Below are 25,222 nucleotides of genomic sequence, written 5' to 3'. Positions count from 1 at the left end.
CCGTACCGCCGCCCGCGTCCGCGCCACCGGCGTCCGCGCCGCCCGCGCCCGCGCCCGCGCCGTCCGCCGCGCCCGCCAACCCGATCCCGAGCAGGGTCGGGCGGTCGGAGTCGGCGAGCGCGAGCCAGGCCGCCCCGCCGCAGCAGTCGGTGGCGCAGGCCGCCGCCGCTCCGCAGCCCGCCCCGGCCCCGGCGCCGGCGCAGCCGTCCGAGTCCGACCGGCCCCGGCCGCCCGCGCAGGACCAGGAGGACCGCTCCGCGGGAAGCGGCGGGTCGGGTGAGCAGGCCGCCCGGCCAGAGAGCGCGCCGTCCCCGCAGCAGGGCCCGGCCGCCGACCGCGACGGCGGCGGGTCCGCCGGAGAGTCCGGCGGCTCGCGCACCACCGCGCCCCGTCCGGGCTCCGAGCAGTCCCCCTCCCGGGTGCACGCCGGGGAGAACGACGGCGGCCCCGCCTCGTCCGGGCAGCGCCGCCGTCCCGTGGTGTTCGACGAGGACGACGACCTCGACGTCCCCGACTTCCTGAAGTGATCACTCCCGTCGCCATGGGCGACGGCGTCGGCGGCGCGTTCACCGGGCGCGCCGGCGGCGTGAGCACCGCCCCCTACGACACCCTCAACATGGGCGGCGCGGTCGGCGACGACGCCGCCGCCGTCCTGGACAACCGGCGGCGCGTCGCCGCCGGCCTCGGCGTCGATCCCGGACGCGCCGTCTTCATGCGGCAGGTGCACGGCGCCGGCGTCGCGTTCGTCACCTCCCCCGATCTCTCCGAGCCGGTCGACGCGATCGTCACGACCGTCCCCGGCCTCGCGCTCGCCGTCCTGGTCGCCGACTGCGCGCCCGTCCTGCTGGCCGACCCCGCCGCCGGGATCGTCGGCGCCGCCCACTCCGGCCGCCCCGGAACCGCCGCCGGGGTCGTCCCCGCCCTGGTGAAGACGATGTCCGAGCGGGGCGCCGACCCCGCCCGGATGACCGCCGCGATCGGCCCCGCCGCGTGCGGCCGCTGCTACGAGGTCCCCGAGGCGATGCGGGACGAGGTCGCAGCCGTCGTCCCCGCCGCGCACGCCACCACGTCCAAGGGCACCGCCGGCCTCGACATCCGCGCCGGCATCGCCGAGCAGCTCGCCGCCGCCGGCGTGACCGGGGTACGGGTCGACCCCCGCTGCACCATCGAGGACCCCGGCCTCTTCTCCTACCGCCGCGACGGACGCACCGGCCGCTTCGCCGGATACGTCTGGCTCAAGGGCGACGCGTGACCGCACAGCGCCGTGCCGAACTGGCCGAGGGCATCGCCGGAGTACGCGACCGCATCGCCGCCGCGTGCGCCGCGGCCGGCCGCGACGAGTCCGAGATCACGCTGATCGCGGTGACCAAGACCTTCCCCGCGGCCGACGTGCGGCTGCTGGCCGGGCTCGGCCTGACCGACGTCGGCGAGAACCGAGACCAGGAGGCCCGCCCGAAGGCCGCCGAGTGCGCCGACCTCGCGCTCACCTGGCATTTCGTCGGCGGCCTTCAGACCAACAAGGCCCGCGCGGTCGCCGGGTACGCCGACGTCGTCCACTCGGTCGACCGGTCGAGGCTGGTCACGGCCCTGTCGGACGCCGCCGTCCGCGCCGGCCGTACGCTGCGTTGCCTCGTCCAGGTCTCCCTGGACGAGAAGGAGGGGCGCGGCGGCGCGTCCCCCCGCGACGTGCCCGCGCTCGCCGACGGGATCGCCGGGGCGGACGGCCTGGAACTCGGCGGCGTGATGGCCGTCGCGCCGCTCGGCGCCGACCCCCTGCCCGCCTTCACGCGGCTCGCCGGGGTCGCCGGGGAGGTCCGCCGGAACCATCCGGACGCCTCGATCGTCTCTGCGGGTATGAGCGGCGATCTGGAACAGGCGATCGCGTGCGGCGCGACACACCTGCGGGTCGGTACGGCGTTGCTCGGCGGCCGACGGGCAATCGTCAGGTAATGTCCCCCCAGTGGTACCTGCCGGAACGCGGGCCACGACGGATCGGTCCACCCACGGCACCGGACGCGCCCGGAGCCGTTGCCACAGGACACGGAGGGGCGTATGGCCAGCGCGATGCGCAAGATGGCGGTCTACCTCGGCCTTGTGGAGGACGACCGCTACGACGACAAGTACGGCGACTACGACGATTACGACCTCTACGACGAGGAGACCGACACCGGCCAGGGCCGACGTCGCGAGGACGAATCCGGCGGCCAGCTTACCCGAGCGGACGAGGCCTCGGATCGCGAACGTGACCATCACTCCACGTCGACGATCGAGCGGCGTTCCGTAGCGCTCTACGAGTCCGGTACCACCGACCTCGCTCGTATCACTACGCTGCACCCAAGGACCTACAACGAGGCGAGGACCATCGGGGAGCACTTCCGGGAGGGCACGCCGGTGATCATGAATCTGACCGAGATGGTCGACAGCGACGCCAAGCGTCTGGTCGACTTCGCGGCGGGTCTCGTGTTCGGCCTGCACGGGAGCATCGAGCGTGTTACGAACAAGGTGTTCCTGCTGTCGCCCGCCAACGTGGAGGTGACGGCCGAGGACAAGGCCCGGATGGCAGAACGAGGGTTCTTCAATCAGAGCTGAGATCCACATGCGAGAGTGCCAGTGAACATCGTTGGAACCGTCCTGCAGGCGATCCTCTACTTCTTCCTCCTGTTCCTGATCGGGAGGCTGATCCTGGAGATCCTGCAGTCGTTCGCCCGGCAGTGGAAGCCGACCGGGGTCGTCCTGGTGATCGCTGAGGCGGTCTACACCGTCACCGATCCGCCGCTGAAATTCCTGAGGCGCTTCATACCGCCCATTCGACTGGGTAACGTTGCGCTGGACCTCAGCTTCACCGTCCTCATCCTTGTGGTCTGGTTCCTGATCATCATCGTCGGCTCCGCGTTCGGCGGAGGCTAGGTCGATCGGATACCGTCCTTCGGGACAGACTCCAAGCGCGCCAAGGAGACGAGAACATGCCGCTGACACCCGCCGATGTGCGGAACAAGCAGTTCAGTACCACCAGGCTGAGGCCGGGGTACGACGAGGAGGAGGTGGACGCCTTCCTCGACGAGGTCGAGGCCGAGCTTGACCGCCTCATCCAGGAGAACGAGGAGCTGCGGGCCAAGCTCGCCGAGTGCCTGCGCGGCAAGGTTCCCGCCATGGCCGCTCCCATCGTGGAGCCCAAGCCGGACGTCCAGAAGATCCCCGAGCCTCCCCGCCCCGAGCCGCAGCCGCAGCCCGAGCCGGAGCCGGCCCTCGGCGGTCTCGGCATGGCCGCCGCGCCCACCGGCGAGGACAACATGGACACCGCCGCGCGCGTGCTCGCGCTGGCGCAGCAGACTGCGGACCAGGCGATCGCCGACGCCCGCCGCGAGGCCGACGAGACCCTCGGCCGCGCCCGCCGCGAGGCCGAGGAGATCCTCGGCAAGGCCCGCCGGCAGGCCGACCAGATCGTCAGCGAGGCCCGCTCGCGCGCCGAGGCCCTCGACCGCGACGCCCAGGAGCGGCACCGCCAGGTCATGGGATCGCTCGTGCAGCAGCGCGAGGAGCTCGAGCGTGAGGTCGACAACCTGCGCGCGTTCGAGCGCGAGTACCGCAGCCGCCTGAAGGTCTACCTGGAGGGCCAGCTGCGCGACCTGGAGGCCGGCAGCACCGAGACGGGCGCGTTCGCAGCCGTCCCCGGCGCCGCCCCCGCCCAGGCGCAGCAGAACGCCCCGCAGACGGGCCCGCAGAACGCCATCCCGCACGGCGAGAACCGCAACGGCACCGCCGGCTCCGGCCAGGCGCCCGGCCAGTTCCCGCAGCCCGCGGAGCACGCCCAGCAGGTGCAGCACTCCGCGACCGGGGCGTTCCACTCCGGCGGGGACAACCCGCCGCACGAACGGCGCTGACACGGGCACCGCGGGCGATAGTGTCTTCCCGATCGCCGCGCCGAGGATGGCAGTGCAGCCGTCCCGGCGGCGCGGGAAGTGCGGCCGGACCCTTCCGGCCGGGAGCCCAGCGGCCTGAACGAGGGAGAGAGACCCTGTGATCATCCTGAGCGGCGTTCTCGTGGTGGTGGCGATCGCCCTGCTGGTGGCCGGGATCGTCGCCGGCAACGGAGAGAGTGCCGAGGTCTTCAACCTGGACGCCCTGTTCGTGATCTATATTTCGATCGCGGTCAGCATCGTCTCGGCCCTGTGCCTGGCCATCGGGGTGTTCCTCCGCCGCAAGGAGCTCTTCGGACCGGGCGTCGCGACGACGCCTGCCCGCAAGAGCAAGGCCAAGAAGGCGAGGAAGGACAAGCGCGGCAAGGCCGCGCCCGCCGCGAAGGCCAAGGGAGCCCCGGAGGCCAAGACCCCGGCGGACCCGGCCGACGACGAGGTGGAGATCCCCGCCCCGCCGGCCGACGTTCCCGACGACGCGCTGGTGTTCGTCGTCCGCGGCCGCAAGCGCTACCACCTCGACACGTGCCGCCAGCTCGCGGGGCGCGAGACCGAGGAGCTCACCTACGCCGAGGCCAAGGAGGAGGGGTTCAGCCCCTGCACCGCCTGCCTGCCCGACACCGCACTGGCGGCGCGCGCCGCGGCGTCGGGACCCGCGTCACCGGACGCGGGCAAGAAGGCGGCGGGGGACGTGCCCGCACCTGCGAAGCCCGGCGCGGAGCGCTCCGGGGGCGGCCTGGCGGGCCTCGCCAAGCCGGCGCCCTCCACCGCTTCCGCTCCCACGTCGTTCGACAAGACGGCGGAGATCCCGCGGGCGGACGAGCCGGCCGGGCCAGGCGCCGCGGACAAGCCGGAAGAGAAGGCCGAACGCGAGCCGGAGCGCCCCGCGCCCGGCCCCGCGGGCCCGACGCTCACCGACATGCCCGTCGCTAGCCTCTTCACGCCGCCGGAGCGGACCAAGGCCGAGGAGCCCGCCAAACGCGCGGAGAAGACCGAGACCGCCGAACCGGAGCCGAAGGTGGAGTCCGCCGGAGAACGGCCCGCTGAGGCCGAATCCGCGCCACCGGACGTCACCACCGACCCCGGCCCGGCGCCTGCCGCCGCCCCGGAGGCCGACGCCGCGCCGGACGCGACCGCCCCGAAGCCCCGCGACGCCGAGGACGAGGACGTTCCCGCGCCGCAGTCCGCCGACGAGCCCGAGCCCGCCCCGGAACCGGCCGCCGAGAGTCCGGCCGCCGAGCCCGGCGACGGCGGCCCGCAGGTCCGCATCCTCAGCGGTACCAAGCGCTACCACCGCACCGACTGCGCCCTCATCGAGGACATCGGCGACGAGGCCGACGACCTGGAGTCGCTGTCGCGCGCGGAGGCCAAGTCCCGCGGCTGCACGCCCTGCCTCGTCTGCCAGCCCGACCGCGAACACGCCCGCGACTGACCGCCCGCCCGCCCACCGGGCCCGCGGGCCCGGTGGTGCGTGGTCAGTGCCCGCGTGATCAGTGGCCGCGGCGGCGCTCGTGGCCCTCGGTGCGGTGCTGGTGGTGCATCCGGTGGATCTCGCGCTGCCGGTTCTTGCGTGCGCCCTTGCCGCCGCTCGTCTCCCGGCGCTTGACCGTGACACCGCCGAACATCAGCAGGCCGGTCAGCCGGATGACGGGCGCGTCCGGGTCCGTCGTGTCGTCCTCCGGCAGGTCGTTCCCGCCGAAGATCGCGGTGTTGGATCCGACGACCCGGACGCCGGGCGGCACGACGATGTCCACGCCGCCGAACACGCAGGTGATGTTGACGGTCACCTCGCCGCGGCTGAGGACCGCCTGCCGGAAGTCCAACTCGACGCCGCCGAACACGCACGCCACGTTCGTGGTGGCCTCGACCAGCCAGCGTCCCTTCCGCTCCGCCGCCCCGAAGACCGCCACCAGGTTCGGGGACTGGGAGGGAGGCGGCGCGAGAACCGGCTCCTCTTTGCGCAGGTCGACCCGCGGCCCCGGCGGCCGCACCGACGGCAGGTCGTGGAGGACCGGCTCCAGCTCGGCGTACGTCTTGGCGTTGTAGACCAGGTCGATGCGCTCGGCGTGCTCCTCCGGCGTGATGCGCCCCTCCGCCAGGGCCTCACGCAGACGGTCCGCCACCTGGTCGCGGTCGGCGTCCGACGCGCGCATGCTCGCGCCCGGCGGCCGCGCCGGAGGCTCGGAAGGCTGCTCGGGAAGATTCACCCCCCAATCATCGCAGGGCCGGCCCAAGGGGACGACCTCCCTGGACCGCCCCTCTTCGGACCGGCCCTCTTTAGACCGGCACTGAGCGATGTCGCCTACGCGGTGCTCTTGCGGAGGTAGTAGGTGAGGCCCAGGTCCTCGTCCCGGGTCGCGGCGAGGTCGGCGGGGCGCCCTTCGGTGACCGTGGTGGCCAGTACCTCGGAGGCGACCTCGCCGGTGTGGGCGCGCAGCGCCTCGGCCAGGTCGGTGCCGGTGGCCTCCCACCACAGGTCGATGCGGTCGGTGACCTCCAGACCGGCGGCCTTGCGGGCCTCCTGGACCAGGCGGACGGCCTCGCGGACCAGGCCGGCGCGGCGCAGTTCGGGCGTGACGGTCAGGTCGAGCGCAACGGTCTCGCCGGCGGCGCTCTCCACCGCCCAGCCGCTGCGCGGGCGCTCGGTGACGATCACGTCGTCCGTGGAGAGGGGCACCGTGCCGACGCCCTCGGCGTCCACCTCGGCCGTGCCTTCGCGGAGGGCCCGGACGAGGGCCGCCGGATCGGCGGAGGTGATCGCCTTGGCCACCTTCGGGGTGTCCTTGGCGTAGCGCTTGCCGAGCTCGCGGAAGCTGGGCTTCACCTCGTACTCGACCAGGTCGCCGCCGATCGAGGAGAGCTCCTCGAAGCCGAGGACGTTCAGCTCCTCGGAGATCTGCGCGCGGAGCTGGGCGGGCAGCGCGGACCATCCCGCGGCGCCGACCAGGGCACGGCCGAGCGGCTGGCGCGTCCGGACGCCGCTGGCGGCGCGGGCGGAGCGGCCGAGTTCGACCAGGCGGCGGACGAGGGCCATCCGCGCGGTCAGTTCCTCGTCCACGAGGTCCTCGTCGACGGCCGGCCAGTCCGCGAGGTGCACCGACTCGGGGCCGTCGGCCGGGCGGATGACGTCCCACACGTGGTCGGTGATGAAGGGGACCATCGGCGCCATCAGCCGGGTGAGGGTCTCCAGGCACTGGTAGAGGGTCGCGAACGCCGACGAGCCGTCGGGGGTCTCGGGGCCCTCCCAGAAGCGGCGGCGGGAGCGGCGCACGTACCAGTTCGACAGGTCGTCGACGAACTGGGAGAGGTGCCGGCCGGCGCGGGCGGTGTCGAAGTCCTCCAGGGCCGCGTCCACCTCGCGGACGGTTCGGTGCAGCTCGGCGAGCGCCCAGCGGTCCAGGAGGGGGCGGTCCGCCGGCGCGGGTGCCTCGTCCAGCCTGCCGGGCGTCCACGCGCGGCCTTGCGCCTGCGCGGCGTTGGCGTACAGGACGAAGAAGGACGCGGTGTTCCAGTAGGTGAGGAGGACCTTGCGGACGATCTCCTCCAGGGCGCCGTGGCCGACCCGGCGGGACGCCCAAGGGAGGCCGTTGGCGGCCATGAACCAGCGCACGGCGTCGGCTCCGTGCTGGTCCATCAGCGGGATGGGCCGGAGCACGTTGCCGAGGTGCTTGCTCATCTTGCGGCCGTCCTCGGCGAGGATCAGGCCGAGGCACACCACGTTCTCGTAGGACGACCTGTCGAAGACGAGCGTCCCGACGGCCATGAGGGAGTAGAACCAGCCGCGGGTCTGGTCCTGGGCCTCGCAGATGTACTGGGCGGGGTAGGAGTTCTCGAAGATCTCGTTGTTGCGGTGGGGGGCGCCCCACTGCGCGAACGGCATCGACCCCGAGTCGTACCAGGCGTCGATGACGTCGGGGACGCGGCGGGCCTCGCCCCCGCACCGCGGTCGCGGGCAGGGGAACGTCACGTCGTCGACGTAGGGGCGGTGCGGGTCGAGCGCTGACATGTCGCTTCCGGCCAGCTCGCCCAGTTCCGTGAGCGACCCGACGCAGGTGACGTGGGTCTCGTCCTCGCTGCACACCCACAGGGGGAGGGGCGTGCCCCAGTAGCGGCTGCGGGACAGCGACCAGTCGACGTTGTTGCGCAGCCACTCCCCGTACCGGCCGTGCTTGACGGTCTCGGGGTACCAGTTGGTCTTCTCGTTCTCCTCCAGCAGCCGGTCCTTGATCTGCGTGGTGCGGATGTACCAGGCGGGGAGCGCGTAGTAGAGCAGCGGCGTGTGGCAGCGCCAGCAATGCGGGTAGCTGTGCTCGAAGTGCCCGCCGCGGAACAGCAGCCCGCGCGCGCGCAGGTCGTCGGTGAGCGGCTCGTCGGCGTCCTTGAAGAACTTGCCGCCGGCCAGCGGCACCTCCCGCAGGAAACGCCCGTCCGGCCCGATCGGGTTGACGATCGGCATCCCGTAGTTCTTGCAGACGGTCATGTCGTCGGCGCCGAACGCGGGCGCCTGGTGGACGAGCCCGGTGCCGTCCTCGACGGTGACGTAGTCGCCCAGGACGACGTAGTGCGCGTCCGGGATGTCGACCAGTTCGAACGGCCGCCGGTAGGCGGTGCGCTCCAGCTCGGCGCCCTGGTAGGTGGCGAGCCGTTCCGCGCCCTCACCGAGGACCTGGTCCACGAGGGGTTCGGCCACGACGAGCACCTCGCCGGAGCCGGCCGGCCGGGCCGCGACGTAGGTGACCTCGGGGTGGACGGCCACGGCGGTGTTGGACACCAGCGTCCACGGCGTCGTCGTCCAGATGAGCAGCGCGGCGCCCATCTCGGCGAGCGGGCCGGACGTCACCGGCATCCGCACGTACACCGACGGGCTGGTGACCTCCTCGTACGCGCCGGGCTGGCCCAGCTCGTGGTCGGAAAGGCCCGTCCCGCAGCGCGGGCAGTACGGCGTGATGCGGTAGTCGCGGAACAGCAGGCCTTTGTCGAACACCTGCTTCAGGGACCACCAGACCGCCTCGACGTACTCGGGGTCCATCGTGCGGTACGCCTGGTCGGTGTTGACCCAGTAGCCCATGCGCTCGGTCATCTCTTCGAACGCGTCCACGTGGCGCAGGACCGATTCGCGGCAGCGGTCGTTGAACTCCGCGACGCCGTACTCCTCGATGTCCTTCTTGCCGGTGAGGCCGAGTTCCTTCTCCACGGCGACCTCGACGGGCAGGCCGTGGCAGTCCCAGCCGGCCTTGCGGGGGACGTGGTAGCCCTTCATGGTCTTGAAGCGGGGGAAGACGTCCTTGAACACGCGGGCCTCGACGTGGTGGACGCCCGGCATGCCGTTGGCGGTCGGCGGGCCCTCGTAGAACACCCAGCGGGGGCCGGACGCGGTGCGCTCCAGCGACCGCTCGAAAACCTTGCTCTCCTGCCAGCGGCGCAGCATGTCCCGCTCCAGGGCGGGCAGATCGACCTGCGCTGGCAGCGGCCGAAAACCTCGGCTCACGATGGCGGACCTCCGGATCGACGTGACCACGTGACCGGAGGGACGAGGCGCGTGCCCGGATCGCCCGAGCGGCCCCGCGGTACCACCCTCCTTGACCGTGCCGTGCCGGCACCGTCCGCTTCGTTCGAGCCTCGGCTGCCGGGTCTACTGGGCCCGCGGACGGAGTCCGGGACGGTTCTTCCGGCGGCTCCGGGGCGATCAGACCGCCGGGCTCGCCCCCGGGCTCGCACCGTCCCCGGGTCGCTCATGGCTGCGTGCGGCGGCAGGTGTCCCCATCAGTGCCTGCCATACGACTGCTCGTCCAGACTCTAACGCACGCGGGGCCGTGTCCTCTTCCCGTTTACGGGCGCCCGGCCGGTGCGGGGGCGTGCCGTTCCTTTGCGATCTCGTGCGGTGTCGTGGAGTTTCCGGGCGATCCGCGACGGGGCATAAGCGGTCGGTAACCCACCCAGCTCGTTTACCGCGTCCGAGAAAGGGGACCAATGCTGCCCGCACTGCCCGTCGAGGCGATCAGCGCGAGGGGGGCCGACATGGCCGGCGCGAAGAGGGGCACCACGCGGCCCGCCGAGAAGCGGTCCGCCGAGAAGCCGCCCGCTGGAGGCAAGACCCGGGGCACGAGGCCGTCCCCGTCCAAGACGGCCGCCAAGAGCGCGCCCGCGAAACCGGGCAAGGCGCCGGCGCGGGGCAGGAAGGCGCCGTCGGGGGGCGAGCAGGCGCCGGGCGAGCAGGCACCGGGCGAGCAGGCACCGGCGGCGGCCGCCGCGCTGCCGGTCCGCGAGGGGGAGGACCAGTGGACGTCCGGTGAGCTGGCCGACGTGCGTTCCGGGCTGCAGGAGCAGATCGCGGCGCTGCGCACCGAGATCGCCGCGTCCGCGAGCCAGATCGCCGAGGGCGACACGAGCGACGGCGCCGGGGACGACCAGGCCGACGCGGGCGCCAAGACCTACGCGCGCGAACACGAGCTCGCGTTGTCCTACAATTCTCAGGACCTGCTCGCCCAGATCGAGCGGGCCGTCCAGCGGATGGACGCCGGCACGTACGGAATCTGCGAGTCCTGCACCACGCCGATCGGCAAGGCGCGGCTCCAGGTGTTCCCGCGTGCGACCCTGTGTGTGACATGCAAACAACGCGAGGAACGTCGCTGAACGACCAAGAGAACCCAGAGGCCGAGGCCGGGGAGTCCACGGGATCTCCTCGGCCGCGCCGCGTCGGCGTGCTGATCGCCGTCGCGCTGACCGCCTTGATCGCCGACATCGTGACCAAGATCATCGTGGTGGCGACGCTGCAGGACCGCGAGCCGGTCGAGCTGCTCGGCGGGCTGCTGACGCTGCGCGAGACCCGCAACAGCGGCGCCGCGTTCTCCATCGGCACCGGCTACACCGTCGTCTTCACCCTGATCGCCATCGGCGTGGTGGTCGCGATCCTGCGCACCGCCCGCAACCTGCGGAGCCTGCCCTGGGCGATCTGCCTGGGCCTGCTGCTCGGCGGCGCGGTCGGCAACCTCGTCGACCGGATGCTGCGCGCCCCGTCCCCGCTGAAGGGCCATGTCGTCGACTGGATCCAGGTACCGAACTTCCCGGTGTTCAACCTGGCCGACTCGTCGATCGTCTGCGGCGGCGTCCTCGCCGTCCTGCTGGCGGCGCGCGGGCTGCAGATCGACGGGACCCGCCTCCCCGGCAAGGACGAGGAAGCCGAGGAAGCCGAGAAGGACGAGAAGGACGAGAAGGACGCGGAGGAACCCGGCGCCGGAGCACCCGAGGCCGGGAAGCCCGCCGGTAAGCCCGCCGATCACGCTTCCCCCAAGGCCCAACCCGAAACCGAGCGCGAACCCGAATCCGAAGCCGAGCGCGAGCCCGAGACCGAGGACGTCCCGGCGTCGGAGGAGAAGTCCTGATGGGCGAGGTGCGCGGCCTCCACGTCCCGGACGGGCTGGAGGGCGAGCGGATCGACGCGGCGCTGGCGCGGCTGTTCGGGCTGTCGCGGGGCGGCGCCGCCGACATCATCGCCGCCGGGGAGGTCCTGCTGGACGGCGCCGCGGTGGCCACCAAGTCGGAGCGCCTGCACGCCGGCGCCTGGCTCGAGGTGACGCTTCCGCCGCCGCCCGCGCCGCCGGCCCCGGTCGCCGAGCCCGTCCCCGGGATGTCCGTCCTGTACGAGGACGACGACATCGTCGTGGTGAACAAGCCGATCGGCGTCGCGGCGCATCCGACCACCGGCTGGACGGGCCCGACGGTCCTCGGCGGGCTCCTGGGGGCCGGCCACACGATCGCGACCAGCGGCGCGTCCGAGCGGCAGGGCATCGTGCACCGGCTAGATGCCAACACCACCGGCGCGATGGCCGTGGCCAAGAGCGAGATCGCCTACTCCCGGCTGAAGCGCGCGTTCAAGGAACGCCGCGTCGACAAGCGCTACCAGGCGCTCGTGCAGGGCCATCCCGACCCGTTCCGGGGGACGGTCGACGCGCCCATCGACCGGCATCCGTCCGGCGACGGGCGGTTCGCGGTCGTGGCGGGCGGCAAGCCGTCGGTGACGCACTACGACACCGTCGAGGCGTTCCGGGCGGCGACGCTGCTCGACATCGACCTGGAGACTGGCCGCACCCACCAGATCCGGGTGCACATGGCCGCGATCCGGCATCCGTGCGTGGCCGACCTGGCGTACGGCGCCGACCCGACCCTGGCGGCGCGCCTGGGTCTGAAGCGGCAGTGGCTGCACGCCGTCCGGCTGGGCTTCGAGCACCCTGCCACCGGGGAGTGGGTGGAGTTCGAGAGCCCGTACCCCGACGATCTGGCCGGCGCCCTGCGGATCGTCCAAGAGGAGTCCTGAGCCTCGCGGTCCAGGGCGTCAGAGGCCGAGGAGGCGCAGCCCGGCGGCGACGGCGGCGGCCACGACCAGGACGACCAGGAACGGGGCCTTCAGCAGGAGCGCGGCGACCGCCGCGCCCAGGCCGGCCATCCTGGCGGGGTCGAACTCCAGCGACTTGCCGTCGGCGAGCGCCTGCACGGCGATCAGCGCGGTCAGCAGCGCCACCGGGACGAGGTCGGTGAACCGGCGCACCCGCGGATCGTCGAGGAGCCGCTGCGGGGTGACGAGCCCGCCGAGCTTCAGCGCGTAGCAGCCGAGCCCGGTGGCGATCACCGCGACCCAGACGCTCATGCGGACTCCCCGCCCGGCGGCTCGGCCATGTCCGAGCTCCGCCGCTGTGCTTGCCGGTTCGCTGTGCTCACGGGGGCCTCCTTCCGTCCGATCAGCGCGGGCAGCGCGGCGACGGCGGCCAGCATGACCGGTATGCCGGGCGGCAGCAGCGGCGTCGCGGCGAGCGCGATCACCGCCGCGGCCAGGGCCACCCGCACCTCCCGCCGCCCCGCGGAGAGCCGGGGCCAGAGCAGGGCGAGGAAGGCCGCGGGGCCGAGCACGTCCAGGCCGATGGCCTCGGGGTCGCCGATCCGTGCCGCGCCGCCGGCGCCGAGCAGCGTCGTGAGGTTCCAGGTCAGGTAGAGGGTGATCGCCGTGGTGTAGAACCCGGTGCGTGCCGCCGCCCGTCCGGGCTGCGCGGTCGCGACGGCGGTGGTCTCGTCGATGACGACGTGCGCGGTGACCAGCCGGCGCCAGCCCCGCACGCCCAGCGTCTGCGCGAGCCGCATCCCGTACAGGGCGTTGCGGCCGCCGAGCAGCACCGCGCCGGACGTTCCGGCGACCAGCCCGCCGCCCCCGCCGATCACCCCGGCGAGCGCGAACTGGGACGCCCCGGTGAACGCCAGCAGGCTCAGCACGCACGCCTGCGCGACGGTGAGGCCCGCGGTGACCGCGGCCGCCCCGAACGCGAGCCCGGACACGCCGACGGCGATCCCCACGCCCAGGCCGTCCCGTACGGCGGCCTTCCGTGCGCGCTCGTCCGGCGCCGCCGCCTTCCCGGCCCCGGCCCCGGCCTTCCCGGTCCCGGCGGTCCCGGTCTCGGCAATGCTCATGCGGCCGACGCTAGCGGCGCTCGCCGCGCGCGTTCTTGAACGTTCTTGCGCTCCCGTCATGGCGTCACCGCTGCTCGGCGGCATCGAGGCCGGCCTCGATGACCGCGTTCATGATGCGGGCGAGCCGGTCCGGGCCGAGCGAGGGCGCGCGCACGGCCATCGCCTCGACGATCCGCCGCTCACGGCCGGGGTCGCGTCCGGCGAACCCGCCGACGGGCTTCAACCGCTGCACGGCGGCGGCGACCGCGGCGCGGTGTTCCAGCAGGGTCGCAAGTGCGGCGTCGAGGTCGTCGATCGCGGTCCTGGCGTCGCCGAGCGTGGTGATGGCCGCGGCGGACGGCAGCGGGACGCGCAGTTCCGGGACGGGTTCCGCGGGGTCGATGACCTGGTCGTGCATGTCGGGGTTCCCTCTCGTGCGGCGGCCGTCCGCGCAAGGGGGAGTCCGTGCCCGGGGCCGCTTCCGATCAACAGAAGAGGCAGAGCCCGGGATGGGCTCCGCCTCGGCCGGCTCCGGGGTCGTCGCTCAGGTCACGGCGACCGGCTCACCCGGAGCCGGCTGCGTAAACACGAAATGGCGACGTTCCACGAGCGCATCGTATGCGGTGACGGCGGCCGCACCCAAACCCCGGACGCCGCGTCTCGCCCATTGGGACGCGGATAAACTTCCCGGCATGGGGGCCAGTACCGATATCGGAGTAGAGCTCGCGCACCACTACCGGCATCCGGCGCTGCCGGAGGTGGACCTGCTCAAGGCGCGTTTCGTGACGCACCGGTACAACCGGCACACCCACGACGGCTACGTGTTCGCCGTGATCGAGGCGGGCGTGGAGGAGTTCGAGCACGGCAGCGCGGTCGAGCGCGCCGGGACCGGCTCGATCGTGGCCGTCAACCCGGGCGTCGTGCACGGCGGGTACGCGGGCACGCCGGAAGGCTGGGCGTACCGGGTGATGTACCCGCCGGTGGACGTCGTGGCCGGGGTGGCCGCCGACCTGGGCGCCGGGCCCGGCACCCCCGCGTTCCCCGAGCCGGTCCTGGACGACCCGGCCGCCGCCGGTCTGCTGCGCGCCGTCCACCGGGCGGGAGAGAAGGGGGACGCGCTGGCGGCGTCCACCCTGCTGAGGACGGCCCTCGCCGGAATGCTGACCCGGCACGCCCGCGTCCGGCGGGACGGCGCGCCCGCCGCCATGCCGCCGGCCGTGCGCGAGGCCCGCGACATCCTCCACGCGAACCTCGTCGGCCCGCCGTCGCTGGAGCGGCTGGCCGAGGCCGTCGGGACCCGCCCGTTCCCGCTGCTGCGGGCGTTCCGCGAGACGGTCGGCCTCCCGCCGCACGCCTACCTCAACCAGGTGCGCGTGCGGGCGGCGCGGACCCTGCTGGACGAGGGGCTCCCGCCGGCGGACGTCGCGGCACGCACCGGGTTCGCCGACCAGGCGCATCTGACCCGCCACTTCAAGCGCACCCTGGGTGTCCCTCCGGGCGCCTACCGTAGTGCCCGGGGGATTGGGCGCGTCGGCGGGCGAGGGCCGCGCGAAGCGGGTTAGGCTCTCAGCACCGCGTCTTCCCGGCGCCCGAGCCGGGTTGACGACCTTCCCCCGGGACCGCTGAAGCGACGCGTGCCGATCAGGCAGGCGGGCGTTCGCATGCGACGAGCAGGAGGCGCAGCACAAATGCCCGACTCTTTCGTTCACCTGCATGTTCATACGGAGTACTCCATGCTCGACGGAGCCGCTCGCCTGAAGCAGATGTTCGAAGAGGTGGGCCGGCAGAAGATGCCGGCGATCGCCATGACCGACCACGGCAACATGCACGGCGCCTACGAGTTCCACCAGCAGGCGACTGCGGCCGGGGTCACGCCGATCATCGGCATCGAGGCCTACATGGCGCCCGAGTCGCGGTTCCACAAGAAGAAGGTCCAGTGGGGCGAGCCGAGCCAGAAGCGCGATGACGTCTCCGGCGGCGGCCTGATCAACCACAAGACGCTGTGGGCGAGGAACAGGACCGGCCTGCACAACCTGTTCAAGCTGTCGAGCCGCGCCTACACCGAGGGCTTCGTCTTCAAGTACGCCCGCATGGACGAGGAGCTGCTGGCCGAGCACGCCGACGGCCTGATGGCGACCACGGGCTGCCCGTCCGGCAAGGTCCAGACGAGGCTGCGGCTCGGCCAGTTCGACGAGGCCCTCAAGGCCGCGGCGACGTTCCAGGAGATCCTCGGCAAGGACAACTACTTCCTGGAGCTGATGGACCACGGCCTGGACATCGAGAAGCGGGTCCGCCAGGGCCTGATCGACATCGGCAAGAAGCTGAACATCCCGCCGGTGGTCACCAACGACTCGCACTACACGCACGAGTCCGAGGCCACCGCGCACGACGCGCTGCTGTGCGTCCAGGTCGGCAAGCAGCTGGCCGACCCCGACCGGTTCCGCTTCAACGGCAGCGGCTACTACATCAAGACCGCCGACGAGATGCGCGCGATCGACTCGTCCGACATCTGGGCCGAGGGCTGCAGGAACACCCTCATGATCGCCGAGCGGGTCGACCCGGCCGGCATGTTCGAGTTCCGGGACCTGATGCCGAGGTTCCCCGTCCCCGAGGGCGAGACGGAGGAGACCTGGTTCCGCAAGGAGGTCTGGAAGGGCCTGCACCGGCGCTTCCCGGGCGGCCTTCCGGACGGCTACGAGAAGCAGGCCGAGTACGAGATGGACGTCATCCTCGGCAAGGGCTACCCGTCCTACTTCCTCGTCGTCGCCGACTTCATCATGTGGGCCAAGGAGAACGGCATCCTGGTCGGGCCGGGGCGGGGCAGCGCCGCGGGCTCGCTGATCGCGTACGCGATGGGCATCACCGACCTGGACCCCATCCCGCACGGGCTGATCTTCGAGCGGTTCCTCAACCCCGAGCGCGCCTCCATGCCCGACATCGACATCGACTTCCCTGAAGACCGGCGGGCCGAGGTCATCCGGTACACGACGGAGAAGTGGGGCGCCGACAAGGTCTCGTTCATCGCCACGTTCGGCACCATCAAGGCGAAGGCCGCGATCAAGGACGCGGGCCGCGTCCTCGGCTTCCCGTACGCGCTGGGCGACCGGATCTCCAAGGCGTTCCCGCCGGCGGTGATGGGCAAGGACATCCCGCTGTCGGGCATCTTCGACGACAAGCACCCCCGCTACGGCGAGGCGGGCGAGCTGCGCAAGCTGTACGAGGACGAGACCGACGTCAAGCAGATCATGGACCTGGCGCAGGGCCTGGAGGGGCTGATCCGCCAGACCGGCGTGCACGCCGCCGGGGTCATCATGTCCGGCGAGACGATCACCGACCACGTCCCGATCATGCGCCGGGACGCCGACGGCGCCATCATCACGCAGTTCGACTACCCGACGTGCGAGACGCTCGGCCTGCTGAAGATGGACTTCCTGGGCCTGCGGAACCTGACGATCATCGACGACGCGCTCCAGGGCATCAGGAAGAACAAGGGCGTCGACGTCGACCTGCTCGACCTCCCGCTGGACGACCAGCCGACCTACGACCTGCTCGCCCGCGGCGACACCCTCGGCGTGTTCCAGTTCGACGGCGGCCCGATGCGCTCGCTGCTGCGGCTGATGAAGCCCGACAACTTCGAGGACATCTCGGCCGTCGGCGCCCTCTACCGGCCGGGCCCGATGGGCGCGAACTCCCACACCAACTACGCGCTCCGCAAGAACGGCCAGCAGGAGATCACCCCGATCCACCCGGAGCTGGAGGAGCCGCTCAAGGAGATCCTCGGCACCACCCACGGGCTGATCGTCTACCAGGAGCAGGTCATGGCGATCGCGCAGAAGGTGGCGGGCTACACGCTCGGCAAAGCGGACCTTCTCCGCCGCGTCATGGGCAAGAAGAAGAAGGCCGAGCTGGACGCCCAGTTCGTCGGGTTCGAGCAGGGCATGGTCGACAACGGTTTCTCCAAGGAGGCCGTCAAGACGCTGTGGGAGATCCTCGTCCCGTTCTCCGACTACGCCTTCAACAAGGCCCACTCGGCGGCGTACGGCCTGGTCTCCTACTGGACGGCCTACCTCAAGGCGAACTACCCGGCCGAGTACATGGCGGGCCTGCTCACGTCCGTCGGCGACGACAAGGACAAGAGCGCCCTCTACCTGAGCGAGTGCCGCCGGATGGGGCTGAAGGTCCTGCCGCCGGACGTCAACACGTCCGAAGCCGACTTCACCCCCCTGGGCGACACCGAGATCCGGTTCGGGCTGTCCGCGGTCCGCAACGTCGGCACCAACGTGGTGGACGGGATCGTCGCGGCCCGCAAGGAGAAGGGCGCCTACGCCGACTTCAACGACTTCCTCAGCAAGGTCCCGCCGATCGTCTGCAACAAGCGGGTCGTGGAGTCGCTGATCAAGGCCGGCGCGTTCGACGAGCTGGGGCACGAGCGCAAGGCTCTGCTGATGGTGCACGAGCAGGCGATCGACTCGGTCATCGACATCAAGCGCAAGGAGGCGGTCGGCCAGGACTCCCTCTTCGGGGCGCTGGAGGACGACGGCGGCGACGACGCGTTCACCGTCGCGATCCCCGAGGACGAGGAGTGGGACAAGACCACCCTGCTCGCGTTCGAGCGGGAGATGCTCGGCCTCTACGTGTCCGACCATCCCCTGCTCGGCGTCGAGCACATCCTGGAGCGCGAGGCCGACTGCACCATCGCGGTCCTGAACGAGGGGGAGCGGCCGGACGGCCAGATCGTCATCGTGGCGGGCCTGCTGTCCGGCCTGCAGCGCAAGGTCACCAAGCAGGGCAACTCGTGGGCGATGTTCCAGCTGGAGGACCTCGGCGGCTCCATCGAGGTGCTGTGCTTCCCGTCGTCGTACCAGCTGTGCTCCACGCTGCTCGCCGAGGACGCGATCCTGATCGTCAAGGGGAAGCTGGACCGCCGCGAGGACGCCGCGAAGATCATCGCGATGGAGGTCGTCCAGCCGGACCTGACCGTCACCGACGCGGGGGGCCCGTTCTCGGTGACGATGCCGCTCGGCCGCTGCACCCCCCCGACGGTCTCCCGCCTGAAGGAGGTCCTGGTCACCCACCCCGGCACCGCGGAGGTCCACCTGCACCTGCAGAACGGGCCGCGCACCACGGTCGTCCGCCTGGACGACAAACTCCGCGTGGCACCGTCCCCAGCCCTCATGGGCGACCTGAAACAACTCCTGGGCCCGTCGTGCCTGGGCTGAGGAGCGCGGTGGACGCGGCTTTCAGGTGCCCAGGGTGGCGGGGGTCAGTTCCGCGTTCCAGTTGACGAAGCGGCCGAGGCCGTCGAAGGAGGCGCGGGCCTTGGCGCCGCCGGGGAGCAGCGCCTCGGTCAGCACGTCGGTCTGCCGGAAGCCGACGCGGTGGTGGGACAGGAACCCGGCGAGCGTCAGCCGCGGCTCGTGCGGGAACAGGCTCGCCGCGTTCGCCAGCAGCCGGGGGAGCGTGACCGGGTCCCACTGCGCGGGCGGCGCCTGGGGGTCGTCCACGTGCAGGTAGGCCGAGCCGCCGTCGTAGCCGGCCCCGATGTACCCGGCGCCGCCGAGGACGCCGCCCGCGGCCATCGCGATCAGCTCGCCGCCGTGCCCGGCGGGGCCCTCGTACCAGGACAGGTCGACCTCGGGGGTGGTGAACTCGGTGATGGCGAGCCGCTCGCCGAGCGTCCGGATGGCGAGCGTCGGGGTGACGGCGGGGTGCGCGTCGCCGAACTGGGGGTTCGCCCACCCCCACAGCCAGGTACGCTCACGCGCGGCGTAGCTGCCGAGCAGCGAGACCCGGACGGTGACCCCGCCGCTGGAGTAGGTGCGGGCGGTCAGGTCGGCACTCCAGTCCTCGCGCGGCAGGAACTCGGCGAGCGTCTCCTGCTGCTGCAGGACGACGGCCGCCTGCGCGGCGCCGAGGCGTTCGAATGAAGGACTGAATCCGGACATGTCGGGCACACATTATCCCAGTGGTCGAGGCGATCGTGGGCCGGAATCGGGCAGGCTAGGCTTTCGCTGTCGGAGGACTCACAGGAGGAGCGTACGAGGTGCGGGGACCCACCGGGAGGCTCTTGGCGAGGAGGCCCTGGCGGGCGGGGGTGGTGACCGCCGCCGCCGTGACGCTCCTCGGGCCGCTCGCCGGACTGCTGTGGGCGGCCTTGGCCCCCGACGTGACCTACGTGATCGTCCAGGGTGAGGCCGTTCTCGCCGAGCCGGAAAGCCAGGGGCCGATCGGCATCGACGCGCGGTTCGCCCTCATCTGCCTCGTCGCCGGGCTGCTGTGCGGCGCCGCCGCCTACCGTGCGGGCGGGCGCGGCAACGACATCGCGCTGCTGCTCGGCCTGGCCGTGGGCGGCTCCGCCGCGGCCGTCCTCGCCTGGCAGACCGGTCACCTGATCGGGCTGGCGGAGTACCGCGACGCGCTCGCCACCGCGCGCGACGGCACCACCGTGACCGGTGTCGCCGACCTGCGGGCCAAGGGATTCCTGGTCTTCTGGCCGCTGCCCGCGGTCGGCGCGTACGGGGTCCTGGAGGTGGTCTTCAAGCGGCTACTCCCGGGCGATCGCGGCGAGCCGGGCCCCGGTGAGGCGGACGAGATCGGCGGGTACGAGCTCGATCTGGAGTCCTCGCCGGCCGGCCGAGACGTAGACGGTCGCGAGCGCTGACACCGACTCGTCGATCACGGTCGGCAGCGTGCGGCGCTGCCCGAGCGGGCTGATCCCGCCGACGACGTAGCCGGTGGCGCGCTCGGCGTCGCGGGGCTCGGCCATCCGCGCCTTCTTGCCGCCGGCGGCCGCGGCGAGGGCCTTCAGGTCCAGGCTCGCCGACACCGGGACGACGCCGACGGTCAGCCGCCCGTCGACCTCGGCGAGGAGCGTCTTGAAGATCTGGCCGTGCGGGATGCCGAGGGCTTCGGCGGCGGCCTCCCCGTAGGACTCGGCGTCCGGGTCGGCCTCGTAGGCGTGCAGCGTGAAATCGATCTTCGCCTCGGTGGCGGCCACGGTCGCCGGAGTCCCCGTGGCTCCCTTCTTCCCCTTGCCCCTGGCCTTCGCGGTGCTCATGCGGGCAAGTCTGCCGTGATCGTGTCAGTTGGGGTGGAACGACCCGTCCAGGAACTGCCCGGCGGGGATCATCGGCAGGACGTCCAGGATGCGGTTCTCCCTGGCCAGCAGGTCGCGCTCGGCCTCCAGGCGCAGCGCGGCGTCGTCGCACTCCAGCAGCCGCTGCTTGTCGTGGCCGTCCAGGATGAGCGACGCCGCGATCACGTAGGACAGGCCCACCGGGTCGTCCGGCGGCTCGCCCTGCTCGGACGAGACGGCGCCGGAGGCGGCCAGCCGGTGCCGGTACAGCCGGAACAGCCGGCGGACGCGGAGCGCGATCGGACCGGGGTCCGCGCCGGGCTCCTCGGGCAGGTACTCGACCTCGCCCTGCAGGTAGGGACGCGACCTGTCCAGCTCCTTCAGCCGGAACCGCCGCGCGCCGACCGTCACGACGTCGTAGCGGCCGTCCGGATGCGGTGTCGCCTCGCGCAGTTCGGCGACGCAGCCGACCTCGGCGAGCCGGTGCGCCGCCCCGTCGCCGACCTCGTGGCCGAGTTCGATGCCGACGACGCCGAAGCCGCGCGGCTCGGGCCGTTCGAGGAGATCGGCGATCAGCCGCCGGTAGCGGTCCTCGAACAGGTGCAGGGGGAGTACGAGCCCCGGGAACAGCACGGTGCCCAGGGGGAACAGGGCGAGCCGTTCGGTCACACTCTCTCCCACGCTCCTGGGCGCCACCGGGGAGCGCCCTTCACGCGCCAGGGTACGTCCTGAATGATGATCTTGGTAAGGTCCGATTTTTCACACTGTGAAGCCAGGGAGTCATGCCCCTGCGCCGGGGCGCGGGCCACTTTCCCGGATCGGCCCTGCCGGCCCGCGCGGCCCGGCCGGTAGCGTCGGCGCCATGAGGATGCTCGTCGTCGACGCCTTCACCGACCGCCCGTTCGCCGGCAACCCGGCCGGGGTGTGCCTGCTCCAGGAAGCCGCCGATCCCGGGTGGATGCAGCGGGTCGCCGCCGAGATGAAGCACTCCGAGACGGCGTTCGTCCGGCCCGTCGCGGGTGACCGCGACGCGGACTTCGAGCTGCGCTGGTTCACGCCGCTGGTGGAGGTCGCGCTGTGCGGGCACGCCACCCTCGGCGCCGCCCACGCCCTCTACTCCACCGGGACCGTCGCGGCCGGCCGGCCGATCCGCTTCCGGACGCTCCAGAGCGGCGTCCTCACCGTCACCCAGGACGAGGCGGGAGTCCTGTCGATGGACTTCCCGGCCTGCCCGGCCGAGCCGGCCGACGTCCCCGAAGGGCTCGCCGAGGCCCTCGGCGCCCGGGTGACCGCGGCCGGGCGCAACGTCCAGAACGACCTGCTCGTGGAGCTCGCCGGCGAGGCGGACGTCCGCGGGCTCGACCCCGACATGCGGGCGGTCGCCGCGATCGACGCCCGCGGCGTCATCGTCACGGCGGCGGCGGACCAGGGCGGGGACCACGACTTCGTGTCCCGGTTCCTCGCCCCCCGCGTCCTGCCCGGCGACGGCGAGGACCCGGTCACCGGCTCGGCGCACTGCGCCCTCGCCCCCTACTGGGCGGAGCGCCTCGGCCGCGACACCATGACCGGGTTCCAGGCGTCGCCGCGCGGCGGCCTCGTCCGCGTCGCGGTGCGCGGTGACCGGGTCGTCCTGTCCGGGACCGCCGTGACCGTCCTGGACGGCGACCTGCGCGCCTGACCCCGGGACGGCCGCCGGCCGTCTCGCCAGGTGAGACGGTGCGCGAGAGGCGGTCGCACTCCGTAGACTGGACGGGTGATTTCCCGTATCGACCTGCGCGGCTCGCTTCCCGGCGATCTGCGCTCCGTGCTGCCCCGCGCCGAACTCGACGTCGAGGCCGCCCTGGCGAAGGTGCGGCCCATCTGCGAGGACGTCCGCCATCGGGGATCGGAGGCGGTGCGGGAGCACACGAGGAACTTCGACGGGGTCGAGCTGGAGCGCACCCGGGTCCCGGCCGAGGCCGTGCACCGGGCCCTCACCGGCCTCGACCCGGCCGTCCGGGACGCGCTGGAGGAGTGCGTCCGCCGCGCCCGCACCGTCCACCGCGACCAGCGCCGCACCGACGTCACCACGCAGGTCGTGCCCGGCGGGACCGTCACCGAACGCTGGATCCCGGTGGGGCGCGTCGGCCTGTACGTGCCGGGCGGGCAGGCCGTGTACCCGTCCAGCGTGGTCATGAACGTCGTCCCCGCGCAGGAGGCCGGAGTCGGCTCCCTCGCCGTCACCTCGCCTCCCCAGCGCGAGCACGGCGGGCTGCCGCACCCGGCGATCCTCGCGGCGTGCGCGCTGCTCGGCGTCGACGAGGTGTACGCCGCGGGCGGCGCCCAGGCGATCGCGATGTTCGCCTACGGAACCGGCGAGTGCCCCCGCACCGACCTGGTCACCGGGCCGGGCAACGTCTACGTCGCCGCCGCCAAGCGGCTCCTCAAGGGCGTGATCGGCATCGACGCCGAGGCGGGCCCGACCGAGATCGCGATCCTCGCCGACGGCACCGCCGACCCGGTGGACGTCGCCGCCGACCTGATCAGCCAGGCCGAGCACGACACGCTCGCCGCCGCCGTGCTGGTCACCGACTCGGCGCGGCTCGCCGACGAGGTCGAGACCGAACTGAAGACCCAGGTCGCCCGCACCAGGCACACCGAGCGGATCACCGAGGCGCTCGCCGGGCGGCAGTCCGGCATCGTGCTCGTGGACGGCGTCGAGGACGGCCTGAAGGTCGTGGACGCCTACGCCGCCGAGCACCTGGAGATCCACACCGCGGACGCCTCCGCCGTCGCCGCCCGCGTCCGCAACGCCGGGGCGATCTTCGTGGGGCGGCACGCGCCGGTGTCGCTCGGCGACTACCTCGCCGGCTCCAACCACGTGCTGCCGACCGGCGGATGCGCCTGCCACTCGTCCGGGCTGTCGGTCCAGTCGTTCCTGCGCGGCGTGCACGTCGTCGAGTACGACCGCGACGCCCTCGCCGAGGCCACCGCCCGCGTCGTCGCGCTCGCCGAGGCCGAGGACCTGCCCGCCCACGGCGACGCGCTGAAGGCCCGTTTCGATTGGGAGGTCCCTTCGTGACCTCGCTCGACGACCTGCCGCTGCGGGACGATCTGCGCGGCCGCAAGCCCTACGGGGCGCCCCAGCTGGACGTCCCGTACGCCCTGAACACCAACGAGAACCCGTACCCGCCGTCCGAGGCGCTGGTGAAGGCCCTAGGCGAGGCCGTCATGGACGTCGCCGGGACGCTGAACCGCTACCCCGACCGCGACGCCGTCGCGCTCCGCGAGGACCTCGCCGCCTTCCTCAACGCCGACACGCCCGGGATCGGCCTCACCGCCGGCCAGGTGTGGGCGGCCAACGGCTCCAACGAGATCCTCCAGCAGATCCTGCTCGCCTTCGGCGGGGCGGGCCGCACCGCGCTGGGCTTCGAGCCGTCCTACTCGATGCACCCGATCATCACCGGGGTGTCGGGGACGCGCTGGATCGACGCCTTCCGCGACGACGACTTCGGCATCGAACCCGCCCGCGCGATCGAGGCCGTCGAGGAGCACCGGCCCGACGTCGTGTTCCTCACCTCGCCGAACAACCCGACCGGGACCGCGCTGCCGCTGGAGGCGATCGAGGCCGTCCTGGAGGCCGCGCCCGGCATGGTCGTCGTCGACGAGGCCTACGGCGAGTTCCGCCGCCGGGAGACGCCGTCCGCGCTGACGCTGCTGGACGGCAACCCGCGGCTGATCGTCACCCGGACGATGTCCAAGGCGTTCGCGATGGCCGGGACCCGGCTCGGCTACCTGGCCGCCGACCCCGCCGTCCTGGACGCGCTGCTGCTCGTCCGGCTGCCCTACCACCTGTCGGCCGTCACCCAGGCCGTGGCCCGCACCGCCCTCGCCCACGGCGAGGAGCTGCTCGGCGGCGTCGGCGCGCTGCGCCGCGAACGCGACGGCCTCGTCGCGTGGCTGCGCGCCGAGGGGTTCCGGGTGGCCGACTCCGACGCCAACTTCGTCCTGTTCGGGACGTTCCCGGACCGCCGGAAGGTCTGGGAGGACCTGCTCGGACGCGGCGTGCTGATCCGGGAGGTGGGGCCGCCCGAGTGGCTGCGGGTCACCATAGGCACCCCCGAGGAGATGGCCGCGTTCCGCACCGCCCTGCTTCAATCGCGAGGGGGGACGACCCCCCACACCCCCCGGACCGACTTCGCCGGGAACAGTAAGGAGAGTCTGTGACGCGCAAGGGACGAGTCGAGCGGGGGACCAGGGAGACCCAGGTCCTCGTGGAGATCGACCTCGACGGGACCGGGCAGGTCGACGTCGCGACCGGCGTGGGGTTCTTCGACCACATGCTGGCCCAGCTCGGCAAGCACGGGTCGTTCGACCTGACCGTCAAGACCGCCGGCGACCTGCACATCGACAGCCACCACACGATCGAGGACACCTCCATCGCGCTCGGCCAGGCGTTCCGGGAGGCGCTCGGCGACAAGGCCGGAATCCGCCGCTTCGCCGACGCCTCGATCCCGCTGGACGAGTCGCTCGCGCAGGTCACCGTGGACGTGTCCGGCCGCCCCTACCTCGTGCACGTCGAGCCGGACGGCATGGCCCCGATGATCGGCCCCGAGTACGACACCACGATGACCCGGCACATCTTCGAGTCGTTCGTGTCGAACGCGCGGGTGGCGCTGCACGTCCACGTCCCGTACGGGCGCAACGCCCACCACATCGTGGAGGCGCAGTTCAAGGCCCTTGCCCGCGCGCTGCGCGACGCCGTGGCGTTCGACCCGAAGGTGCAGGGGATCCCGTCCACCAAGGGAGCCCTGTAGCC

At 72.6% G+C, this 25,222-nt stretch carries 24 protein-coding genes and 1 pseudogene; 17 read left to right on the top strand and 8 right to left on the bottom strand.

Annotation, left to right across the window (positions count from 1 at the left end; translation table 11 throughout):
- From E1285_RS45290 to E1285_RS02405, 7 genes and pseudogenes are all read left to right on the top strand, one after another.
- Nucleotides 1–527, top strand: a pseudogene (locus E1285_RS45290) (cell division protein FtsZ); the annotation flags it as partial.
- Nucleotides 524–1,252, top strand: a complete 729-nt coding sequence (pgeF, locus tag E1285_RS02430; protein WP_243722491.1) for a peptidoglycan editing factor PgeF — start codon at nt 524–526, stop codon at nt 1,250–1,252. The pseudogene E1285_RS45290 and the gene pgeF, both read left to right, overlap by 4 nt.
- Complete coding sequence (locus tag E1285_RS02425) at nt 1,249–1,950, top strand: YggS family pyridoxal phosphate-dependent enzyme (RefSeq protein WP_132147440.1); 702 nt, start codon at nt 1,249–1,251, stop codon at nt 1,948–1,950. Before pgeF ends, E1285_RS02425 begins: the two co-directional genes overlap by 4 nt.
- A 102-nt stretch (nt 1,951–2,052) precedes the next feature.
- The gene (gene sepF, locus E1285_RS02420) at nt 2,053–2,589 is read left to right on the top strand and encodes a cell division protein SepF (protein ID WP_132147437.1); all 537 of its coding nucleotides are present in this window, start codon (nt 2,053–2,055) and stop codon (nt 2,587–2,589) included.
- A 21-nt stretch (nt 2,590–2,610) separates the two neighbouring features.
- Entirely contained in the window at nt 2,611–2,907 is a 297-nt protein-coding gene (locus E1285_RS02415; RefSeq protein WP_132147434.1) for a YggT family protein, read from the top strand.
- A gap of 56 nt (nt 2,908–2,963) precedes the next feature.
- A complete protein-coding gene (locus tag E1285_RS02410) occupies nt 2,964–3,881 on the top strand; it encodes a DivIVA domain-containing protein (RefSeq protein ID WP_132147431.1) in 918 nt (305 codons plus the stop codon).
- A gap of 136 nt (nt 3,882–4,017) precedes the next feature.
- Entirely contained in the window at nt 4,018–5,346 is a 1,329-nt protein-coding gene (locus E1285_RS02405) for a hypothetical protein (RefSeq protein ID WP_132147428.1), read from the top strand.
- Between the two features lie 58 nt (nt 5,347–5,404).
- Here the strand turns inward: E1285_RS02405 and E1285_RS02400 are convergent, their stop codons facing one another.
- Together E1285_RS02400 and ileS are read right to left on the bottom strand one after the other, a co-directional pair.
- On the bottom strand, nt 5,405–6,067 hold the full coding sequence (locus E1285_RS02400) for a DUF1707 domain-containing protein (protein WP_132147467.1): 663 nt from the start codon (nt 6,065–6,067) through the stop codon (nt 5,405–5,407).
- Nucleotides 6,068–6,216: 149 nt separating this feature from the next.
- On the bottom strand, nt 6,217–9,402 hold the full coding sequence (ileS, locus tag E1285_RS02395) for an isoleucine--tRNA ligase (RefSeq protein WP_132147425.1): 3,186 nt from the start codon (nt 9,400–9,402) through the stop codon (nt 6,217–6,219).
- 764 nt (nt 9,403–10,166) lie between these two features.
- Here ileS and E1285_RS47070 point away from each other — a divergent pair.
- The 3 genes from E1285_RS47070 to E1285_RS02380 are packed head-to-tail and all read left to right on the top strand — an operon-like array spanning nt 10,167 to nt 12,228.
- Nucleotides 10,167–10,547, top strand: a complete 381-nt coding sequence (locus tag E1285_RS47070; RefSeq protein ID WP_243722493.1) for a TraR/DksA family transcriptional regulator — start codon at nt 10,167–10,169, stop codon at nt 10,545–10,547.
- On the top strand, nt 10,520–11,296 hold the full coding sequence (gene lspA, locus E1285_RS02385) for a signal peptidase II (protein ID WP_243722490.1): 777 nt from the start codon (nt 10,520–10,522) through the stop codon (nt 11,294–11,296). The genes E1285_RS47070 and lspA overlap by 28 nt, the downstream gene beginning before the upstream one ends.
- Complete coding sequence (locus E1285_RS02380) at nt 11,296–12,228, top strand: RluA family pseudouridine synthase (protein ID WP_132147419.1); 933 nt, start codon at nt 11,296–11,298, stop codon at nt 12,226–12,228. The genes lspA and E1285_RS02380 overlap by 1 nt, the downstream gene beginning before the upstream one ends.
- An 18-nt stretch (nt 12,229–12,246) precedes the next feature.
- On the opposite strand, the gene E1285_RS02375 is transcribed toward E1285_RS02380, so the two are convergent.
- From E1285_RS02375 to E1285_RS02365, 3 genes are all read right to left on the bottom strand, one after another.
- Nucleotides 12,247–12,558 (bottom strand): AzlD domain-containing protein, encoded by a 312-nt coding sequence (locus tag E1285_RS02375; protein WP_132147416.1) that lies wholly within the window; start codon nt 12,556–12,558, stop codon nt 12,247–12,249.
- The gene (locus E1285_RS02370) at nt 12,555–13,370 is read right to left on the bottom strand and encodes an AzlC family ABC transporter permease (RefSeq protein ID WP_132147413.1); all 816 of its coding nucleotides are present in this window, start codon (nt 13,368–13,370) and stop codon (nt 12,555–12,557) included. Before E1285_RS02370 ends, E1285_RS02375 begins: the two co-directional genes overlap by 4 nt.
- A 64-nt stretch (nt 13,371–13,434) precedes the next feature.
- Nucleotides 13,435–13,767 carry a chorismate mutase gene (locus tag E1285_RS02365; protein WP_132147410.1) on the bottom strand — a complete coding sequence of 111 codons (333 nt, stop codon included), beginning with the start codon at nt 13,765–13,767 and terminating at the stop codon, nt 13,435–13,437.
- 274 nt (nt 13,768–14,041) lie between these two features.
- On the opposite strand from E1285_RS02365, the gene E1285_RS02360 reads away from it, so the two are divergent.
- Nucleotides 14,042–14,911, top strand: a complete 870-nt coding sequence (locus E1285_RS02360) for an AraC family transcriptional regulator (protein ID WP_132147407.1) — start codon at nt 14,042–14,044, stop codon at nt 14,909–14,911.
- A gap of 126 nt (nt 14,912–15,037) precedes the next feature.
- On the top strand, nt 15,038–18,568 hold the full coding sequence (dnaE, locus tag E1285_RS02355; protein WP_132147404.1) for a DNA polymerase III subunit alpha: 3,531 nt from the start codon (nt 15,038–15,040) through the stop codon (nt 18,566–18,568).
- Between the two features lie 21 nt (nt 18,569–18,589).
- On the opposite strand, the gene E1285_RS02350 is transcribed toward dnaE, so the two are convergent.
- Entirely contained in the window at nt 18,590–19,294 is a 705-nt protein-coding gene (locus E1285_RS02350) for a DUF6882 domain-containing protein (RefSeq protein ID WP_132147401.1), read from the bottom strand.
- A gap of 122 nt (nt 19,295–19,416) precedes the next feature.
- On the opposite strand from E1285_RS02350, the gene E1285_RS02345 reads away from it, so the two are divergent.
- The gene (locus E1285_RS02345) at nt 19,417–20,010 is read left to right on the top strand and encodes a hypothetical protein (protein ID WP_243722489.1); all 594 of its coding nucleotides are present in this window, start codon (nt 19,417–19,419) and stop codon (nt 20,008–20,010) included.
- Here the strand turns inward: E1285_RS02345 and ybaK are convergent.
- Both ybaK and E1285_RS02335 read right to left on the bottom strand, forming a co-directional pair.
- Complete coding sequence (gene ybaK / locus E1285_RS02340) at nt 19,894–20,406, bottom strand: Cys-tRNA(Pro) deacylase (RefSeq protein WP_132147398.1); 513 nt, start codon at nt 20,404–20,406, stop codon at nt 19,894–19,896. The genes E1285_RS02345 and ybaK overlap by 117 nt on opposite strands.
- A 24-nt stretch (nt 20,407–20,430) precedes the next feature.
- Nucleotides 20,431–21,093, bottom strand: coding sequence for an LON peptidase substrate-binding domain-containing protein (locus tag E1285_RS02335; protein WP_132147395.1), 663 nt, complete (start codon nt 21,091–21,093; stop codon nt 20,431–20,433).
- Between the two features lie 193 nt (nt 21,094–21,286).
- On the opposite strand from E1285_RS02335, the gene E1285_RS02330 reads away from it, so the two are divergent.
- The 4 genes from E1285_RS02330 (at nt 21,287) to hisB (ending at nt 25,220) form a co-directional block, all read left to right on the top strand.
- Entirely contained in the window at nt 21,287–22,102 is an 816-nt protein-coding gene (locus E1285_RS02330) for a PhzF family phenazine biosynthesis isomerase (RefSeq protein WP_132147392.1), read from the top strand.
- Nucleotides 22,103–22,177: 75 nt separating this feature from the next.
- The gene (hisD, locus tag E1285_RS46435; protein ID WP_132147389.1) at nt 22,178–23,485 is read left to right on the top strand and encodes a histidinol dehydrogenase; all 1,308 of its coding nucleotides are present in this window, start codon (nt 22,178–22,180) and stop codon (nt 23,483–23,485) included.
- The gene (locus tag E1285_RS02320) at nt 23,482–24,630 is read left to right on the top strand and encodes a histidinol-phosphate transaminase (RefSeq protein ID WP_132147386.1); all 1,149 of its coding nucleotides are present in this window, start codon (nt 23,482–23,484) and stop codon (nt 24,628–24,630) included. Before hisD ends, E1285_RS02320 begins: the two co-directional genes overlap by 4 nt.
- Nucleotides 24,627–25,220 carry an imidazoleglycerol-phosphate dehydratase HisB gene (hisB, locus tag E1285_RS02315; RefSeq protein WP_132147383.1) on the top strand — a complete coding sequence of 198 codons (594 nt, stop codon included), beginning with the start codon at nt 24,627–24,629 and terminating at the stop codon, nt 25,218–25,220. The genes E1285_RS02320 and hisB overlap by 4 nt, the downstream gene beginning before the upstream one ends.
- Nucleotides 25,221–25,222: the final 2 nt, after the last annotated feature.

The sequence above is a fragment of the Actinomadura sp. 7K507 genome, assembly GCF_004348425.1.
In the GTDB taxonomy this organism is placed as follows: Bacteria; Actinomycetota; Actinomycetes; order Streptosporangiales; family Streptosporangiaceae; genus Spirillospora.
Note: the sequence above shows the minus strand (reverse complement) of the source record. Positions and strands in the feature narration are given on the sequence as shown.

Bases quoted from the DNA above. Each gene is read 5' to 3' on its own strand.
- sepF (WP_132147437.1), top strand. From the start codon at position 2,053: ATGGCCAGCGCGATGCGCAAGATGGCGGTCTACCTCGGCCTTGTGGAG.
- E1285_RS02410 (WP_132147431.1), top strand. From the start codon at position 2,964: ATGCCGCTGACACCCGCCGATGTGCGGAACAAGCAGTTCAGTACCACC.
- E1285_RS02400 (WP_132147467.1), bottom strand. From the start codon at position 6,067: ATGCGCGCGTCGGACGCCGACCGCGACCAGGTGGCGGACCGTCTGCGT.
- lspA (WP_243722490.1), top strand. From the start codon at position 10,520: ATGCAAACAACGCGAGGAACGTCGCTGAACGACCAAGAGAACCCAGAG.
- E1285_RS02380 (WP_132147419.1), top strand. From the start codon at position 11,296: ATGGGCGAGGTGCGCGGCCTCCACGTCCCGGACGGGCTGGAGGGCGAG.
- E1285_RS02375 (WP_132147416.1), bottom strand. From the start codon at position 12,558: ATGAGCGTCTGGGTCGCGGTGATCGCCACCGGGCTCGGCTGCTACGCG.
- E1285_RS02370 (WP_132147413.1), bottom strand. From the start codon at position 13,370: ATGAGCATTGCCGAGACCGGGACCGCCGGGACCGGGAAGGCCGGGGCC.
- E1285_RS02365 (WP_132147410.1), bottom strand. From the start codon at position 13,767: ATGCACGACCAGGTCATCGACCCCGCGGAACCCGTCCCGGAACTGCGC.
- E1285_RS02360 (WP_132147407.1), top strand. From the start codon at position 14,042: ATGGGGGCCAGTACCGATATCGGAGTAGAGCTCGCGCACCACTACCGG.
- dnaE (WP_132147404.1), top strand. From the start codon at position 15,038: ATGCCCGACTCTTTCGTTCACCTGCATGTTCATACGGAGTACTCCATG.
- E1285_RS02350 (WP_132147401.1), bottom strand. From the start codon at position 19,294: ATGTCCGGATTCAGTCCTTCATTCGAACGCCTCGGCGCCGCGCAGGCG.
- ybaK (WP_132147398.1), bottom strand. From the start codon at position 20,406: ATGAGCACCGCGAAGGCCAGGGGCAAGGGGAAGAAGGGAGCCACGGGG.
- E1285_RS02330 (WP_132147392.1), top strand. From the start codon at position 21,287: ATGAGGATGCTCGTCGTCGACGCCTTCACCGACCGCCCGTTCGCCGGC.